The 14,808-nt window shown below is 60.9% G+C and carries 13 protein-coding genes; 5 read left to right on the top strand and 8 right to left on the bottom strand.

The genetic code is table 11. From position 1 onward, the window contains the following. Window positions 1-2: 2 nt before the first annotated feature. On the bottom strand, window positions 3-827 hold the full coding sequence (locus I7X13_RS03175; protein WP_198074322.1) for an oxygenase MpaB family protein: 825 nt from the start codon (window positions 825-827) through the stop codon (window positions 3-5). A 97-nt stretch (window positions 828-924) separates the two neighbouring features. Between I7X13_RS03175 and I7X13_RS03180 the strand changes: the two genes are divergently transcribed. Then, a complete protein-coding gene (locus I7X13_RS03180; protein ID WP_198074323.1) occupies window positions 925-1,611 on the top strand; it encodes a hypothetical protein in 687 nt (228 codons plus the stop codon). Here I7X13_RS03180 and I7X13_RS03185 read toward each other — a convergent pair. After that, window positions 1,573-3,897 carry an efflux RND transporter permease subunit gene (locus I7X13_RS03185; RefSeq protein ID WP_198074324.1) on the bottom strand — a complete coding sequence of 775 codons (2,325 nt, stop codon included), beginning with the start codon at window positions 3,895-3,897 and terminating at the stop codon, window positions 1,573-1,575. The two genes, I7X13_RS03180 and I7X13_RS03185, sit on opposite strands and share 39 nt — an antisense overlap. 328 nt (window positions 3,898-4,225) lie before the next feature. Here I7X13_RS03185 and I7X13_RS03190 point away from each other — a divergent pair, with 328 nt between their 5' ends. Then, on the top strand, window positions 4,226-4,684 hold the full coding sequence (locus tag I7X13_RS03190) for an ankyrin repeat domain-containing protein (protein ID WP_198074325.1): 459 nt from the start codon (window positions 4,226-4,228) through the stop codon (window positions 4,682-4,684). 97 nt (window positions 4,685-4,781) lie between these two features. Continuing rightward, window positions 4,782-5,015, top strand: coding sequence for a hypothetical protein (locus tag I7X13_RS03195; protein WP_198068320.1), 234 nt, complete (start codon window positions 4,782-4,784; stop codon window positions 5,013-5,015). A gap of 79 nt (window positions 5,016-5,094) precedes the next feature. Here I7X13_RS03195 and I7X13_RS03200 read toward each other — a convergent pair whose 3' ends face one another. Continuing rightward, window positions 5,095-5,700: a hypothetical protein gene (locus I7X13_RS03200; RefSeq protein WP_198074326.1), complete on the bottom strand. Its 606-nt coding sequence runs from the start codon at window positions 5,698-5,700 to the stop codon at window positions 5,095-5,097. Window positions 5,701-5,826: 126 nt separating this feature from the next. Between I7X13_RS03200 and I7X13_RS03205 the strand changes: the two genes are divergently transcribed. Further along, entirely contained in the window at window positions 5,827-6,621 is a 795-nt protein-coding gene (locus I7X13_RS03205) for a thymidylate synthase (RefSeq protein WP_198074327.1), read from the top strand. Between the two features lie 8 nt (window positions 6,622-6,629). Then, complete coding sequence (locus I7X13_RS03210; protein WP_198074328.1) at window positions 6,630-7,142, top strand: energy transducer TonB; 513 nt, start codon at window positions 6,630-6,632, stop codon at window positions 7,140-7,142. Here I7X13_RS03210 and I7X13_RS03215 read toward each other — a convergent pair. From I7X13_RS03215 to I7X13_RS03235, 5 genes are all read right to left on the bottom strand, one after another. Further along, entirely contained in the window at window positions 7,117-7,920 is an 804-nt protein-coding gene (locus I7X13_RS03215; protein ID WP_198074329.1) for an aminotransferase class IV, read from the bottom strand. The two genes, I7X13_RS03210 and I7X13_RS03215, sit on opposite strands and share 26 nt — an antisense overlap. Before the next feature lie 96 nt (window positions 7,921-8,016). Further along, window positions 8,017-10,536, bottom strand: coding sequence for a T9SS type A sorting domain-containing protein (locus I7X13_RS03220; protein ID WP_198074330.1), 2,520 nt, complete (start codon window positions 10,534-10,536; stop codon window positions 8,017-8,019). Window positions 10,537-10,651: 115 nt separating this feature from the next. Continuing rightward, window positions 10,652-13,168 carry a T9SS type A sorting domain-containing protein gene (locus tag I7X13_RS03225; RefSeq protein WP_198074331.1) on the bottom strand — a complete coding sequence of 839 codons (2,517 nt, stop codon included), beginning with the start codon at window positions 13,166-13,168 and terminating at the stop codon, window positions 10,652-10,654. Between the two features lie 77 nt (window positions 13,169-13,245). Then, a complete protein-coding gene (gene dprA, locus I7X13_RS03230) occupies window positions 13,246-14,382 on the bottom strand; it encodes a DNA-processing protein DprA (RefSeq protein ID WP_198074332.1) in 1,137 nt (378 codons plus the stop codon). A gap of 19 nt (window positions 14,383-14,401) precedes the next feature. Further along, window positions 14,402-14,764, bottom strand: coding sequence for a MerR family transcriptional regulator (locus I7X13_RS03235; RefSeq protein ID WP_198074333.1), 363 nt, complete (start codon window positions 14,762-14,764; stop codon window positions 14,402-14,404). Between the last annotated feature and the right edge of the window lie 44 nt (window positions 14,765-14,808).

The following is a 14,808-nucleotide window of genomic DNA, read 5'->3' on the forward strand; positions in this document are numbered from 1 at the left end:
AATCAGCTTTGATGCATGGGGCACTGGCGGGCCGGCGCAAATGCCTTAGCTGGTTCGGCCGGTCCGGACGGAGCCAAATCCAGGGCCTGAATCCGAGCCCGGTATTCCGTCGGCAGCATGGCATTCTTCGCCGACTGGCTCGCCTGCCAGTGCCGCGTCAGACGGTAAAAAAACACGGCCGGGCTTATGAAAGCACCAACTGGCAATTGCAAAAGCTGCCGCACCCGGGCCGGCACCACCAGCCCCTGCACCATGCGCAGCAGTCGGTAGCGTGGCCCGCCCAAATGCCGTCGGTATTGCACGTACAAATCGTCGGTGTAAGAACTCACGGCCATGTCCTGGTTCAGGTGCTGCTCACGCGCGACCTGCCATTTGGAGTAGGAGGCCGGCAATTCAGGAATGCCCATGCGGTGACCCACGCGGTAAAACACGTCCACAATTTCCTCGCGCTCGGCATCGGTCAGGGGTCGTTCCAGCACCTCAAACGCCCGCATGGAGTAACCGATGAGCATGAACAGCACGTCGCGGTAGGCCCAGGCCGGAATGGCGCGCCCACGCCTGGCCTCCACCGCCGCGTGAATAGCGGCAATGCTGTCAATGGCCCGCTCGGCCCCGGCGCGGTCGGCAAACAAGATGCGCCGGGCGTAGTCCACCGTGGAGAAGAGCCGCGCCAGCGGGTCGGCGGGCAGGCGGCCGGTGAAATAGAGCCAGTCCACGGCTTTATTGAGCGCAAACTCGGCCGCTGCCCCGGCAAAGATGAACAGCACCGTATCGGAGGTGCCCCAGATGCGGCGCACAATGGAATTGGGCGGCACGAAGTATTGCATGACTTTTTTTCGAAGAACTTTGAGATGCAAAGTTAAGTCATTTTTTCAGATAAGTTGGAATCAGGTTCCAACCCGGTTTACCCGGTAGCTTTAGGGCATGATGCCCCGGCTTGTACTGTTCTGCTTGTTTCTGCTGGCCTACCAGTCGTCGGCCCAGGATTGGCCGCGCAATCCGAAAACCGGGAAAATAGAGTTCCGCGGGCTGCTGCCGTGGCCGCCCGGCGTTCGGACGGAAGCCAAGCGGCAAGCCAAAGTCCGACAGTGGTACCTGAAAGTGACGCCGTACACTGCTGAAAACCTGCGCCATTTCAGAGAGCTAAAACTTTCCGGCGCTCAGTTTCGCACCTACGCGGGTTTGCCAAATTCGGTGCTCTGGCTGTTTGGCGAGGAGGCCACCGGGCTTTTTGTTCTGTACAGCGTCAACCTGCAACCCACGCCGCGTGGTTTGCGGTGCGTTGTCTCGCACGTGCGCTGGAATTCCGGCCGGGGGGTGACTCCGCACTGGGCCGGCGGTGAACTGCCGGAAGTGCCGTTGGAGCAGGTTGTCAACCGAAATGCCAGTTTGGCCTACACCATCGTGTCCTATCGGGATAAACAAAATTTGCCCTATTTCCAATCGGACGATGCCGCCGAGGGAGCAGTGGATTTGCTCAGGGCCGAGCAGATTACACCTAAAGTTGATTCCGTTTACCGGAGCCTGTTGGCAAACATCACCAATTCACCCCAACAGGACGTTCTGGAGAACTTACGCCGGCGCCTGACTGCTGCGGTTAGTGGCTGGTAACGTTGCCGCCGCTTTCGGCCGCTTGTAGAAATACAGTATGAGCAGGGGCAGCAGCGTCAGCTCGGCCACCACGCCGAACAGCAGCGTGAGGCCAATGAGCAGGCCGACGTAGAACGTGCCGTCGAACTTCGAGAACAGCAGCGTGGAAAAGCCGCCCACCAGAATGAGCGAGGTGGTAATGACGGCCTTACCGGCCAGCAGATACGTGTAGCGCACGGCCTTGAAAATATCTGGCTCCTTGCCCAGCGTAAGGCGCAGCTTGCTGATGAAGTGGATGGTATCATCGACCGCGATGCCAAAGGCGATGGTGAAGATGATGCTGGTGCTCACCTTCATGTTCACGCCAGCCAGGCCCATCACGCCGGCCACGATGATGATGGGCAGCAGGTTGGGGATGAGTACCACCAGCGTCATGCGCAGGGATTTGAACAGCGCCAACACGATGAGTGTGACCATGGCCACGTCGATGGCCATGCCCTGAATCATGTTCAGGGTCAGGTTTTCGTTGTTTTTGTCGATGAGGTTGGACGAGCCGGTGAGGCGGGTGCGGAGCACGGTGCTGTCGGTGCGGGTGCGCAGGTAGCGGCGCAGGGCGTCGTTCAGCTTATCGGCCCGAATGCTGCCTACGTCGGCCATCCGGCCGGTGAGGCGGCCGGCCGAGCCATCGGGCAGAGCCAGGGCGCTGAACTCGGGCTTTTTGCGGAACTGGCGGAGCTTGCCGCGCAGGCTGCGCATTTCCAGTGTGTAGGCGGGCAAGCGGTAGTCGGCCAGGCCGCCGCCGTGCAGGGCCTTGCGCACCGATTTCACCAGCGTGACGGGCGAGGCGGCGAAGCGCAGGCCATACGTATTTGCCAGATATGCTTCGATTTGCTCGGTCTGGCGCAGCACGGCCAGGTCGTAAATGTCGCGCCCGCCGGCAGGTTTCAGCTCCAGTTCAAAAGGCCGCACGCCGGCAAACTGCCGGTCGAAGAAGGCAAAATCCTGTCGCACGGGGTCACTTTTCGACAAATCATCGAGCAGCGAGGAATTGATGTGCACCCGCGTAGCCAGCCCGATGGATGCCGCCAGCACCAGCCCGCTCACGGTAAAAATCAGCCGCCGCCGCACCAGAACCTGCCGAAACAGGCGGCCGAGCACGCCGTCCCAGCTGTGGCCCTGGCGGCGCGGCTCGCGCATCTGGGGCTTGCCCAGTAGCACCAGCATGGCCGGCAGCAGCGTGAAGCTGAGCACAAACGCCAGAATAACGGCAATGCCCGTGAACAGCCCGAAGTTGTGAATGGGCCGGATAGTACTCGTCATCAGCGTGAAAAAGCCCAGGCTCGTGGTGAGCGCCGACAGCCCCGACCCAAACCCCGACTCCTTGATGGTGACGCGCAGCGCGTCCCGCTTGCTGGCCCCGTAGCCCAACTCGCTCACGTAGCGGCTGATGATGTGAATGGTATCGCTCATGCCTACCACAAACAGCATGAGCGGCAGCAGGGCCGTCATCAAATCGATGCTCACCCCGAACGCGGCCATGATGCCCAGCCCCCACAAGATGGCCCCCAGCACCACCACCAGCGGCAGCACCACGCCCCACCACGTTCGAAACGTGAGCCACAGCAGTCCCGTTACGAGCAGCACCGACAGCGACATGAACACCACCAATTCCCACTTAAGCCGGTCCACAAACACGGACTGCGCCACGATGCGGCCCGCGAAATGCATCCGCTCCTCCGGAATGTGCAGGCGGGCCAGGCCACCGCGCAGGGCCGTAAACAGCGAGTCGCCGGGCGGCTTTTCGAGGTCGGGTGTGAGCTGGAGCACCAGCGCCAGAGCGCGGGCATCAGGGCTGAACACGTTGCCCGTGAGGCCGGGCGTGCGGTATATCAGCGTGGAGTCGGCAGCGCGGCGGGCGGGGTCGGCGCGGTAGGTGGCCGGGTGCAGGTAGGGGAGGCTGAACACGCCTAGGCCCTCAACCACGGTGTTGGCCAGCGTGGTGGGCGAGGTGACGTGCCGCACGTTCTTTAGCCGCTTGGCTAAGTGCGTCAGCGAGTCGATTTGGGCCAGGAAGGCGGGGTCGAACACGGTGCGGCCGGCCGGGGCTTCCACGCCCAGCAGCAGGTAGTCGTTGTCGTTGCCGAAGCGCTGGGTGTAGCCCTGGTAATAGTCCAGGTCGGGGTCGCCGGCGGGGTAGAAGTCGTTGAAATTGTAGTTGAACCGCAGCTGCGCCACGAAAAAGGCGCTCAGGGCGGTGAGCAGGCCCAGCACGAGCAGGGTGGTATGGGCGTAGCGACGTAGGGACATAAGAGAGCGGGCACGGACACGGCCGCAACGGCCGCCTAATCATTTCTGCAGCGCCGGCCGCACTGCCGAACCGTAGCCCGGCCGTGCAAGCGTCGCAGCTACCAGCAACGCCCCGGTTTCGGCAATTGTTTCGGTTTCCACGTCTTATTAAAACGCAATGCCGGTTCATTTCCGGCGGACTGCATCGGCCATTCGGGCGCGCTGGTGTTACTTTTCACACAAGGACTTTGACTTATTGTAGCAGGAGCAAATTGGGCGCAAATACCGGCCTTGGTAGGCCCATCTTTGTGGTTTCGTTGCCCCACAAATTTTTGCCTTTATAGCAGCTATGAGAAGAACATTATTCCTTACTGTTGCCCTTTTTAGTTTCGTTTTTGCCACCCATGCCCAAACCCCCGCGCCGGCCCAGGCCCTGAAAAAAGCCATTCTGAAAAATGATGCCGCCGCTGCCGAAGCGCTGCTCGCCGCCGGGACCAATCCGAATGCCGTGATTGAAGTAGTGCCCGGCTTCGCTACCACCTACCTCATCACCGCCGCCACCAACAACAGCCTCCCGCTGGTGCAGCTGCTGCTCAGGAACAAGGCCCAGGTCAACCAGCCCGATGCATTCAAAGGCACCGCCCTGATGGCCGCCGTCGGCAAGGGCAACAAGGCCCTAGTCGAGCTGCTGCTCAGCAGCGGAGCCGATGCCCGCGCCAAAGACGACGACGGCAAAGACGCCCTGGCGCTGGCCAAAGAAAGCGGCAACAAGGAAATCATCACGCTCCTGGAACAGAAGCTGAAATAAAGCGCCCGCCTGCCCATCAGAAAAGCGCCGCCTGCGTGTATCTTAGGGCCTGCTAACCGTTGTGTTGCTTTCATCCCCTCACCCCACTTCGTTTCCCATGAAAAATACCCTGCTCGCCCTCGCCCTGTTTGCCTTCGCCGGCACCACCGCTTTTGCCCACGACGGCCACGACAAAGACGGTAAAAAAGGCAAGAAAGAAGCCTGCACCAAAGACATGAAGGCTTCGTGCTCGAAAGACGGCATGGCCGCCGGCCACTCGTGCTGCATGAAAGGCGGCAAAACCGCCAGCGTGAAGCCCGCCGCCAAGCCCGAGGCTGCTACCAAGCTGTAAGTGCTCCGGCTTCGGCCGCTGCTGAGAAACCAAAAGCCGCTTCGGAAACGAGGCGGCTTTTTTTATTACTTAAATTCCATTATTTGGTTTGCTGTGGATAATAAACTGTGATGGCTTGTGACAATTCCATCCCATCTTTCTCATACAACAACGTCAAGGTTGTTTCAAAAGCAGGTGAAGCAATATCAATGCACCACTTTGGGTCTATGGACGGAAACTGTCCGGCCATTTTACTATTAAATTGATACCATCCAGCCGTTTCTTCCGTCAGACGCAGCACCTTTTCAGCGCTGTGAATATCCATGCATATCAAATCAGTGGTAAATAAGTCTGCCTTATACCCAAAAATTGCTCGAATATCTTTCCAGTAGATGTGAATATTTTGACTGTTCAATAACGCATCAAAACCACTTGTAGAATAAGTGAAATTGCCCAAATCATTATAGATGAAATTAAAGTCCTTTCTGGTTTCTGCTTTATGGCCTTCGGTACCTGTGAAAATACTTTTCTGCTTTAAGTTAAGCAAGGGGTAGGTTAAGACAAGCGCGCACAACCCAAAGAATATGAGTCCACTTGTGAAGTCAGTCCAATAGCAGGCAACTACAAGTAACCAACAAATGAGCGGCAGAAAAATGTGTTTTACTCGGCTTTTATAGTTTGCTAGCTGATGACGTTCATTGCTCATGTTTGAATAGCATTAGCGGATTAGACTACGTTCTTACAAACCTAGCCTGAAAATGCTTGGGCAAGAATGCCGCTGCGATTATCCACTATTTTTACCTCTGATTACGTTTGTAGAATTCCTCACCCCATGCGCCAATACCAAGCCCTGCTCCGCCAAATCCTCGACACCGGCACCGTGAAAACCGACCGCACCGGCACCGGCACCGTGTCCATTTTCGGGCCGCAGATGCGGTTCAACTTGGCCGAGGGCTTCCCGCTGGTGACCACCAAAAAGGTGCATTTGAAGAGCATCATCCACGAATTGCTGTGGTTCCTCAAGGGCGACACCAACATTGCCTACCTCAAGGAGCATGGCGTGAAAATCTGGGACGAGTGGGCCGATGCCAACGGCGACCTCGGCCCCGTGTACGGCCACCAGTGGCGCTCCTGGCCCGACGGCCACGGCGGCCACATCGACCAGATTACGCAGATTATCCAGCAGCTAAAAACGCAGCCCGATTCGCGCCGCATCCTCGTCTCGGCCTGGAACGTGGCCGAGCTGCCCGACATGAAATTGCAGCCCTGTCACGCGCTGTTCCAATTCTACGTGGCCGATGGCAAGCTCTCGTGCCAGCTCTACCAACGCTCGGCCGACGTGTTTCTGGGCGTGCCCTTCAACATTGCCAGCTACGCGCTGCTCACCCTCATGGTGGCCCAGGTAGTGGGCTTGCAGCCGGGCGAGTTCATCTGGACCGGCGGCGACACCCACCTCTACAGCAACCACCTGGAGCAAGCGCGCCTGCAGCTGGAGCGGGAGCCCAAAGCGCTGCCGCAGATGCGCCTCAACCCGGCGGTGACGGATATTTTCGGGTTTCAATTCGAGGACTTCAAGCTGGAGAATTATGAGCCCTGGCCCGCAATAAAAGCGCCGGTTGCCGTTTAGAAGGCGGCATGAAACATGGAATACTAACGGCTATTGGTTGCGTCCTCGGCCACTTGGCGCACGCACAAACCTATGCGGCACCGGGAATGCCGCTGCATTTGCAACGTGGCCTGCCAGTTGTGTCAGCGCTACCTCCCAAGCCGCCGACGAAGTCCGAGACCGTCGCTCAGCCATTGTCACCGGTTATACCACGCTTTTGGCACGCGCCGGATTCGGTCAAATTGAAAGCCGCAAAGCCGTTTTACCAGTTCACCGGCAGTAAGCTGACCTATCCGGCCAATACGATGCGGGCTGAAATAGAAGGCAATTTTTCCGCTCGCCTTACAGTGATGACCGATGGTAGTGTGGGGAGTGTAATAATCACCAGACGCGAAGTAATCGGCGATGCAGTTCCCCTTTACTACGCCCGAGGGTTGACGGATTTAGAAGCTGAAATAGTGCGCGTAATGAAATTGGTGCGTTTTGAACCGGGTGCTGCCGCTGACACTATTACCATTACCAGTCGGTTCCGCATGCAATAATTGCTGGGTCCGGCTCCGCGAAAACATCGCTGTCCACCTGTTTAATTATTCTTATAGCCGTCACATTGGCCGTAAAAACGGCATCGGCGGCCAGCAGCTTTTCTCCTCCAAACAGCCCTTCGCGGCATTCCACGCCTGCCGCCCGCGCCGTCCGCAGTACCTGTGCCCGGCGCACGCCCGCCACGCAACCTGTTTCGAGTGAGGGCGTGAACAGCACCTCGTCCTTCACCCAAAAAATGGCCGCCGCGCCCGCCTCGGCTACGTGCCCAGCGGCATCGCAGAGGATAATTTCATCGAGCCCGCGCTGCTGCCGCTCGTGGGCGGCCCGCACGTAGAGCCACGCCTGCGGGCCTTTGCAAAAGCTGAGCGGGGAATAGATGGAGTGCGTTTCCCGCGCGAAATAAGCTTTTTCAATGGGCGTTTCGTCCGGCACGAAGGCTTCTGCGGTGGCTAGCCATTCGATGGCCTCGGTGGTGGGGGTGTAGCGGCCGCCGCCGGCGCGCCAGAGCTGCAGGCGCAGGCGGGCGGCGGGCAGGTTGTGGGCGGCGGCGAGGCGGGCAAGGGTGGTTTCCAGCGCTTCGGGCGTGGCCAGCTCCGGGGGCAGGGTTAGGTAGAGCGCGGCGGCGGCCTGCTGCATGCGCTGGCAATGGTCGGCGGCGAGGCGCAGGCGGTGGTCGGCGTAAATCAGCGTTTCAAAAAAGCCGTCGCCGAACGCCAGGCCGCGATTGGGCAGGGGCAGGGCGGCAGCGGGCAAAAGTTGGTTATTGAGCAGCAGCATAGGTTGCAAGGTAGGGCCGGCCAGTGGCCCAGGCCCACAAAAAAACGGACGAGCCAGCCGGCTCGTCCGTTTTTGGTGAATATCAACCAGAACAGTTTACTGCACTTGTACGCGGCGGGTCACGGCGCCTTCGGCGTAGGTTACGCGCAGCAGGTACGTGCCGGCGGGCAGGTTGTCGAGGGCCAGCGAGGCCGGCGCAGCGCCGTTGAGCTCGAGGTGGCGCACGGCGCGGCCGAGGGCGTCGAGCAGGTCGAGGGCCTGGGGGTGGGCGCTGGCGTCGGGGGCCACGGTGAGGGCGGTGTGGGCGGGCACGGGCCAGGCCTGGGTGCGGGCGGCCACGGCCTGCGGGGCCTGCACGTGCAGCACATTAGCCGAAACGATGCGGGCAAGTCCCACACTGGTTTGGCCGCTCAGGACCGAGAAGGAACCGCCCACTACGAGCTTGCCGTCGGGCTGCACCAGCAGGGCGCGCACGGTGCTGTTGGGCACAACTGTGCTGCCAAACGTGGCATCGGCCTGGCCGTTGGCCAGCACCCGGGCCAGGTTGGTGGGCAGGGCCGCGCTAGTGAAGGTGCCGCCCAGCAGGATGCGGTTGTTGGGCTGCACCAGCAGCGAATTGATGTAGCCCGTGATGGTCGGTGGCGTAAAGCCGGTGTCGAGGGTGCCGTCCGCGTTCAGGCGCGATAGGCTCCGGCGGGTGGTGCTCCAGTTCGTGTCGAAGTTGCCCCCCACCAGAATTTTGCCGTCGGGTTGCGTCACCAGGGCGTATATCACGCTGGGCTGCTGCGTCAGGGTAAATTCGCTGCGATTAAAAGTGGCATCAATGGCTCCGTTGCTATCCAGGCGCATAATGGCAGCTTTAAAACCGCCTTGGGTGCCGTAATACCCGTCCCCCAGCAGAATTTTGCCGTTGGGCTGCAGGCCCATAGCGTAGATGGTATGCAGGGAGTTGGTATTGCTGTTGGTGCCCGGAGCCACCGTCGCAAACGTGGCATCCTGGGTGCCGTTCGCTTGCAGGCGCACTACCAGGCTGTTGGTCGTGCTGCCGTTCAGCCGGATGGCGCTAGTTGCGGCCACCAGGATTTTCCCGTCCGGCTGCAACAGCGTGCGCGTGAGTTGGCTGCCCGTGAAATCGACGGCGAAGCTGTTATCCGCGGCTCCCGTGGGCAGGAAGCGCAGCATTTTATCGAGCGACGATGCCAGGACTTTGCTGTCGGGCTGCAGCGCCAGGCTCGAAGGGTTGGTATCGAAAGCGGTATTGCCCGCAAACGTGGCGTCCAGCGTGCCATCGGTGTTCACGCGGGCCAGCCGACGCATCAGTTGGCCGTTGATTTCCGTGAACGAACCCCCAACCACCATTTTGCCGTCGGGTTGCAGCGCCACCGATGAAATGGTGCCCAGGGATTGAATCACTGGCTGAAAGGTGGCGTCAATCGTACCCGTCGAATTGAGTTGAATCAGGTTGCGGTCGAGGGTGCCATTGAAATTGGTGAACCCGCCCGAAACCAGGATTTTGCCACTTGCCAGCAGCGTGACAGAGCGGGGCATGGCATTCGGACCGGTGCCAACCAGAAATGCAGCATCGAGCGTCCCATCCGAATTGAGGCGGAAAACGCGCGAAGCGGCACTGCCGCCCGAACTTACACCAGTTGCGCTGATGCCGACGATTTTGCCATCGGGCTGCAGCTCAAAAGCATTGCCGTAGTAGGAGTAGGTCGAATAGGGAGTTGTTGCGGCTGGAGCAAAGGTGTTGTCCAGGCTGCCGTTGGTCTGCAGCCGGATTATACCCCTAGTGCCGCTCACGCTCAGGGACCCCGAGACTAAAACGCGCCCGTCGGGCTGCACGGCAATGTTGCTGGCTTCATCGTATTGCCCCAGGGGCGTTATGAACGACGCATCGCGGGTGCCGTCGGCATTCAGGCGGGCCAGGCCGTTGACCGGGCTGCCGTTATAAGTGGTAAAATAACCCCCAATCAATAGCTGGCCGTTGGACAGCAGAACCACCGACTCAATTTCTTCATCGCTGCCCATCCCCGAGTTGAAGGTAGTATCCAGGGAACCGTCGGAGTTGAGCCGGGCAATGTTGTTGGCCGCCACGCCGTTGATGTGGTCAAAAGCGCCCGTGATGATGATTTTGCCCGATGGCAGCTGCAGCATGTTGTCGATGTAGACCACGCTGGTCGCGTTGCTGATGCCCGTGCCGAGGCTGAAACTGGCATCGCCGGTGCCGTCAGCGTTCAGGCGAATGGCGCTGTTGCGGGTGATGCCGCCCGCCGTGATGGGGGTGGTCGAAAGGGTTGTCACCAGCATCTGTCCGTTGGCCTGCAAGGCTACCTTGTAGGCGTTGGTCAGGGAGCCCAGGTTTTGCTGGAAGGCCTGGTCGAGGGCACCCGTCGCAGTCAGGCGCACCAGCGTACCCGTGCTGGTACCGTTCGCGCGCCGGAAATCGCCTATCACCAGCCGTTTGCCATCGGGCTGTTCAATGGCATTGTTCACAGTGCCGACGCCGTACATGCTTGGCGGGGTGAACTGCGGGTCCAGGCTTTGGGCTAATAGATGTTGGCTGCCACTGCCGCTCAAGAGCAGAAAAGCTACGGCAAGTAGATTTTTTTTCATGGAATTAGAAATGGAATCGGAAGGAGCAAAAATACAGTGAAGCGGTTGAGTGACCCAAAAAGCTCGGAATGATAAGCTTTTTGAGTCACTCAACCGCTTCGTGAATAAGGCAGGGCTATTGCACCTGCACGCGGCGGGTCACGGCGCCTTCGGCGTAGGTTACGCGCAGCAGGTACGTGCCGGCGGGCAGGTTGTCGAGGGCCAGCGAGGCCGGCGCGGCGCCGTTGAGCTCGAGGTGGCGCACGGCGCGGCCGAGGGCGTCGAGCAGGTCGAGGGCCTGGGGGTGGGCGCTGGCGTCGGGGGCCACGGTGAGGGCGGTGTGGGCGGGCACGGGCCAGGCCTGGGTGCGGGCGGCCACGGCCTGCGGGGCCTGCACGTGCAGCACATTGCTGGCCGTGAGGCGGGCCAGGCCCATATAGGTCTGCCCGGCAATGGCCGTGAAACTGCCGCCTATAACGATGGCACCGTCGGGCTGTATCAGCAGCGCATTCACAGAAGAGTTGGGCACCGCCGAGGCCCCAAAGGAGTTGTCGGCGGTGCCGGTGCTCAGCAGGCGCGTCAGGTAGCTGGGCAGTCCAGTGCCATTGATGCTGCCGGCCACCAGAATGCGGTTGTTGGGCTGCACGAGCAGTTTATTAACGATGCCGTTGATGACGGGCGGCACAAAGCCGGTATCCAGGGTGCCGTCGGCATTGAGCCGGGCCACGTTGCTGCGGGCCGTGTTGCTATACCCCGTAAAGGAGCCGCCGGCCAGCACTTTGCCATCGGGCTGCACCGTCAGGGTGTTCACAGTAGGCAGGGCACCCGTAAACTCGGCTCCGGCAAAGCTGGCATCCAGCGCCCCGGTGCTTTCCAGGCGCATCACCGTGCGAATGGCTACAGTGGCCGCCCCGGCCACAAACCGGCCCGCTACCAAAATCTTGCCGTTGGGTTGCAGGGTCATGGCCGTGAACCCAATAAAGCGGTTGGCTCCCGCCCCATTCGGCGCGAAGGAGTTGTCGATAGAGCCATCGGCCAGCAGGCGCATAAAGCCCGTGCTGATGATGCCCACCGACCCCCCGGTGTTGTTAATGCTAAGGGCGGTGCTGCCCACCAGAATGCGCCCGTCGGGCTGAAGCAGCAGCTTTACATTGCTGCTGTTGAAGCTGGCCGTCAGGGTGTTATCCAGCGCGCCGGTGGTTTGGTAGCGCTTCAGGAAGCTTGGGCCGGCGGCCAGCAGACGGCCGTCGGGCTGCAGGGCCAGGTCGGTCACGGAGTTTTCCAGGTTCGGGGAGGGGAAGGTGGCATCCAGGCTGCCCGTGGCGTTGAAGCGGGCCAGACGGCGCATCGGCTGGCCGTTGATTTCCGAGAAGTTGCCGCCTGCCACGATTTTGCCGTCGGCCTGGCGCACCATCGCCAGCACGATGCCGGCATTCTGGAGCACGGGCTGAAAAGCTTGGTCCAATGCGCCCGTACTGGTCACCTCCACCAGCGGACGGTCGCCCAGGCCGTTGAAATTGGTAAAGCTGCCCGCCACGAGCAGCTTGCCATTGGCCAGCAAAGTGATGGCGCTGGGCACGTTAGATGGCCCCGTGCCCACCTGGAAGGTGGCATCCACGGTGCCGTTGGTGTTCAGGCGGGCTACGCGGCCCACGCCGGCACTAGCCACGCCCTGGTTGCTGATAAGCAGGATTTTACCGTCCGGTTGCAGCTGAATGGAAGACCCCGAAAACGAGTACACGTCATAATCCGGGAAAGCCGGGGGCGTGAAGCCGGTGTCGAGGGCGCCGGTGGCGGTGAGCCGCGCCAGGCCCTGGCCGGTGGTGGCCGCCCCCACGTAAACCGAGCCCGTTAGCAGAATTTTGCCGTCGGGCTGCACCAGCACGTTAACGATGTAAGAATCGGCCCCCAGGTTCGTCGAAAAGCTAGGATCGAAGCTGCCGTCGGCATTTAGACGGGCGAGGCCGTTGCAGGGGTTGCCGTTGAAGGAGGTGAACTGCCCGGCAATGAGGTACTTGCCGCTGGGCAGGGCCACAATGGTGTTCACCTCGGTATAGCCAGTGCCGGCCACGCCGGTTCCCGTGTTGAAGGTGGCATCCACGGCCCCGGTGGCCGTGAGGCGCACAATGTTGTTGACCGTTGCTCCGTTAAAGGTATCGAAAGTGCCCACCACGATGGTTTGCCCATTCGGGAGCGAAAGAAATTCATCGAGGTAAACAACCGACCCCGCCGGCCCCGTGCCGGGGTTGAAGGTGGCGTCGCCGGTGCCGTCGGCGTTGAGCCGCACCAGGCCGGGCCGGGTGAGGCCGCCCGCTGTGACACTGCCGCCGCCCGCGCTGGCCAGAATCTTGCCATTGGCCGCGAGCCCAATCTCGTATATGCCCGAGGTGGTGCCCACATTTTGCTGAAACGCGGCATCCACGGTCCCAGCAGCGGTCAGGCGGCTCAGCGACGAGGCCGGGCTGCCATTGAGCCGGCTGAACCGACCCGCGATGACCAACTTGCCGTCCGGCTGCTCGGCCACGGAGCCGACCGCGCCCGGCGCGAATACACTCGACGGCGCAAACGTGGGGTCGAGGGTTTGTGCCTGTGCGTGCGGCAGCACGGCGGGCAGCAGGCTCAGGCTTGCGAGAAACAGTAAGGGTGCTTTCATTAAGAAATCTTTGAAATGGTTAAATCCAGAAATACGAAGTTGTAAACAAGATATTGAAAAAATTACACGTCCTTATTCTAGGCCAGTGCAAACTTCTTGCCCGGCAGCGCCCGCACCACGCCCCGAAACTCCAGGGCCAGCAGCAGCGAGGCCACGGCATGAATGGCCAGCTGGGCTTTCCAGGCCAGTTCGTCCATGTGCAGTTCGCGGCCCGGCGCGGCGGCCAGCACCGTTATCAGGCCATATTCATCGGCCGTAAAATCGGCGGCGGAATAGGAGGGGGCAGGCTTGAATTTGCCCGATTGGTGCAGGGCGGCGTCCCAATTCAGCAGTTGTTCCAGGTCGCGCGGTTCGGCGTAGAGGGCGGCTTTGTTGTCGCGAATGAGGGCATTACAGCCGGCAGAAGCGGGCGAACTCAGGTTGCCGGGCACGGCCAGCACGTCGCGGTCGTAGCTCAGGGCCAGCTCGGCGGTGATGAGCGCGCCGCCTTTTATCGCCGCTTCCACCACCACGGTGCCATCTGAAAGGCCGGCGATGATGCGGTTGCGGGCCGGGAAGTTGTAGCGGTCGGGCGGTGTGCCGAAGGGAAATTCGGTGAGCAGGCCGCCCTGCTCGCGCATTTTCTCGGCGGTTTTGCGGTGCGCGGCGGGGTAGATGATATCCAGTCCGGTGGCCATCACGCCCACGGTTTCCAGGCCTTCCTGCAAGGCCGCGCGGTGCGCCATGATGTCGATGCCGTAGGCCAGGCCGCTCACCACCAGCGGCCGGTGCGGCAGCAGGCCGGCAATGATGCGCTCGGTTTGCTCGCGGCCGTAGTCGGTGGCCTGGCGGGTACCCACCAGGGCCACGGTTTTGGGCGCGTTGAGGTCGGCCGTGCCCTGGTAGTAGAGAATGGCCGGCGCGTCGGGAATCAGCTTGAGGCGGCTGGGGAAGCGCTTGTTCGTGTAGAACAGGATTTCGACGTCGTCCTTTTCGGCCTTTTTCAAGTCAGCTTCCGCCTTGCGAAAGGCTTTTTCGCGCTCCGGGCCGGTCAGAATTTTGATGGTGGCATCGCCCACGCCGGGAATGCGGCGCAGCTTGCCGGGCGGCATCATCAGCACGTTTTTGGCCGCGCCGCCGTAGCTCATCAGCTGCCGCGTGAGCTGTGGGCCGATGCCGGGCAGCAGCGTAAGGGCCAGCTCGTGGAAGAGGGTGTCGTTGGTAGAATCGGACATGGAAGGATATGAGGCGGGACTATTCCGAATCGGCTTTCCCCGCCGCTTCCACTTCCTTCTTCAGGCTCAGCAGAAACGTCCGCACCTTCTCCAGGCTCTGGACCACGTCAATCTTATCCTTGAGCTGCGGGCCTTTCTGCTTGAGCATGTCGCGCGCGCCGGGGATGGTATAGCCGCGCTCCTTCACCAAGTGGTAGATGGTGCGGAAAACCTCGATGTCCTGCGGCGTGTAGAGGCGGTTGCCCTTCTTGCTGCGGCGGGGGCGCAGCTCCTCAAACTCGGTTTCCCAGAAGCGCACCAGCGACTCGGCCACCTTGAACTGGGCGGCCACTTCGCCGATGGTGAAGTACTGTTTCTCGATGCTGCGCTCTTTATAGGGCATATGGCTACCTTTGCAAATACTCCGAAAAGTAGCCTAAAATTCGC

It is taken from the genome of Hymenobacter negativus (genome assembly GCF_016056375.1).
GTDB classification, from domain to species: Bacteria; Bacteroidota; Bacteroidia; order Cytophagales; family Hymenobacteraceae; genus Hymenobacter; species Hymenobacter negativus_A.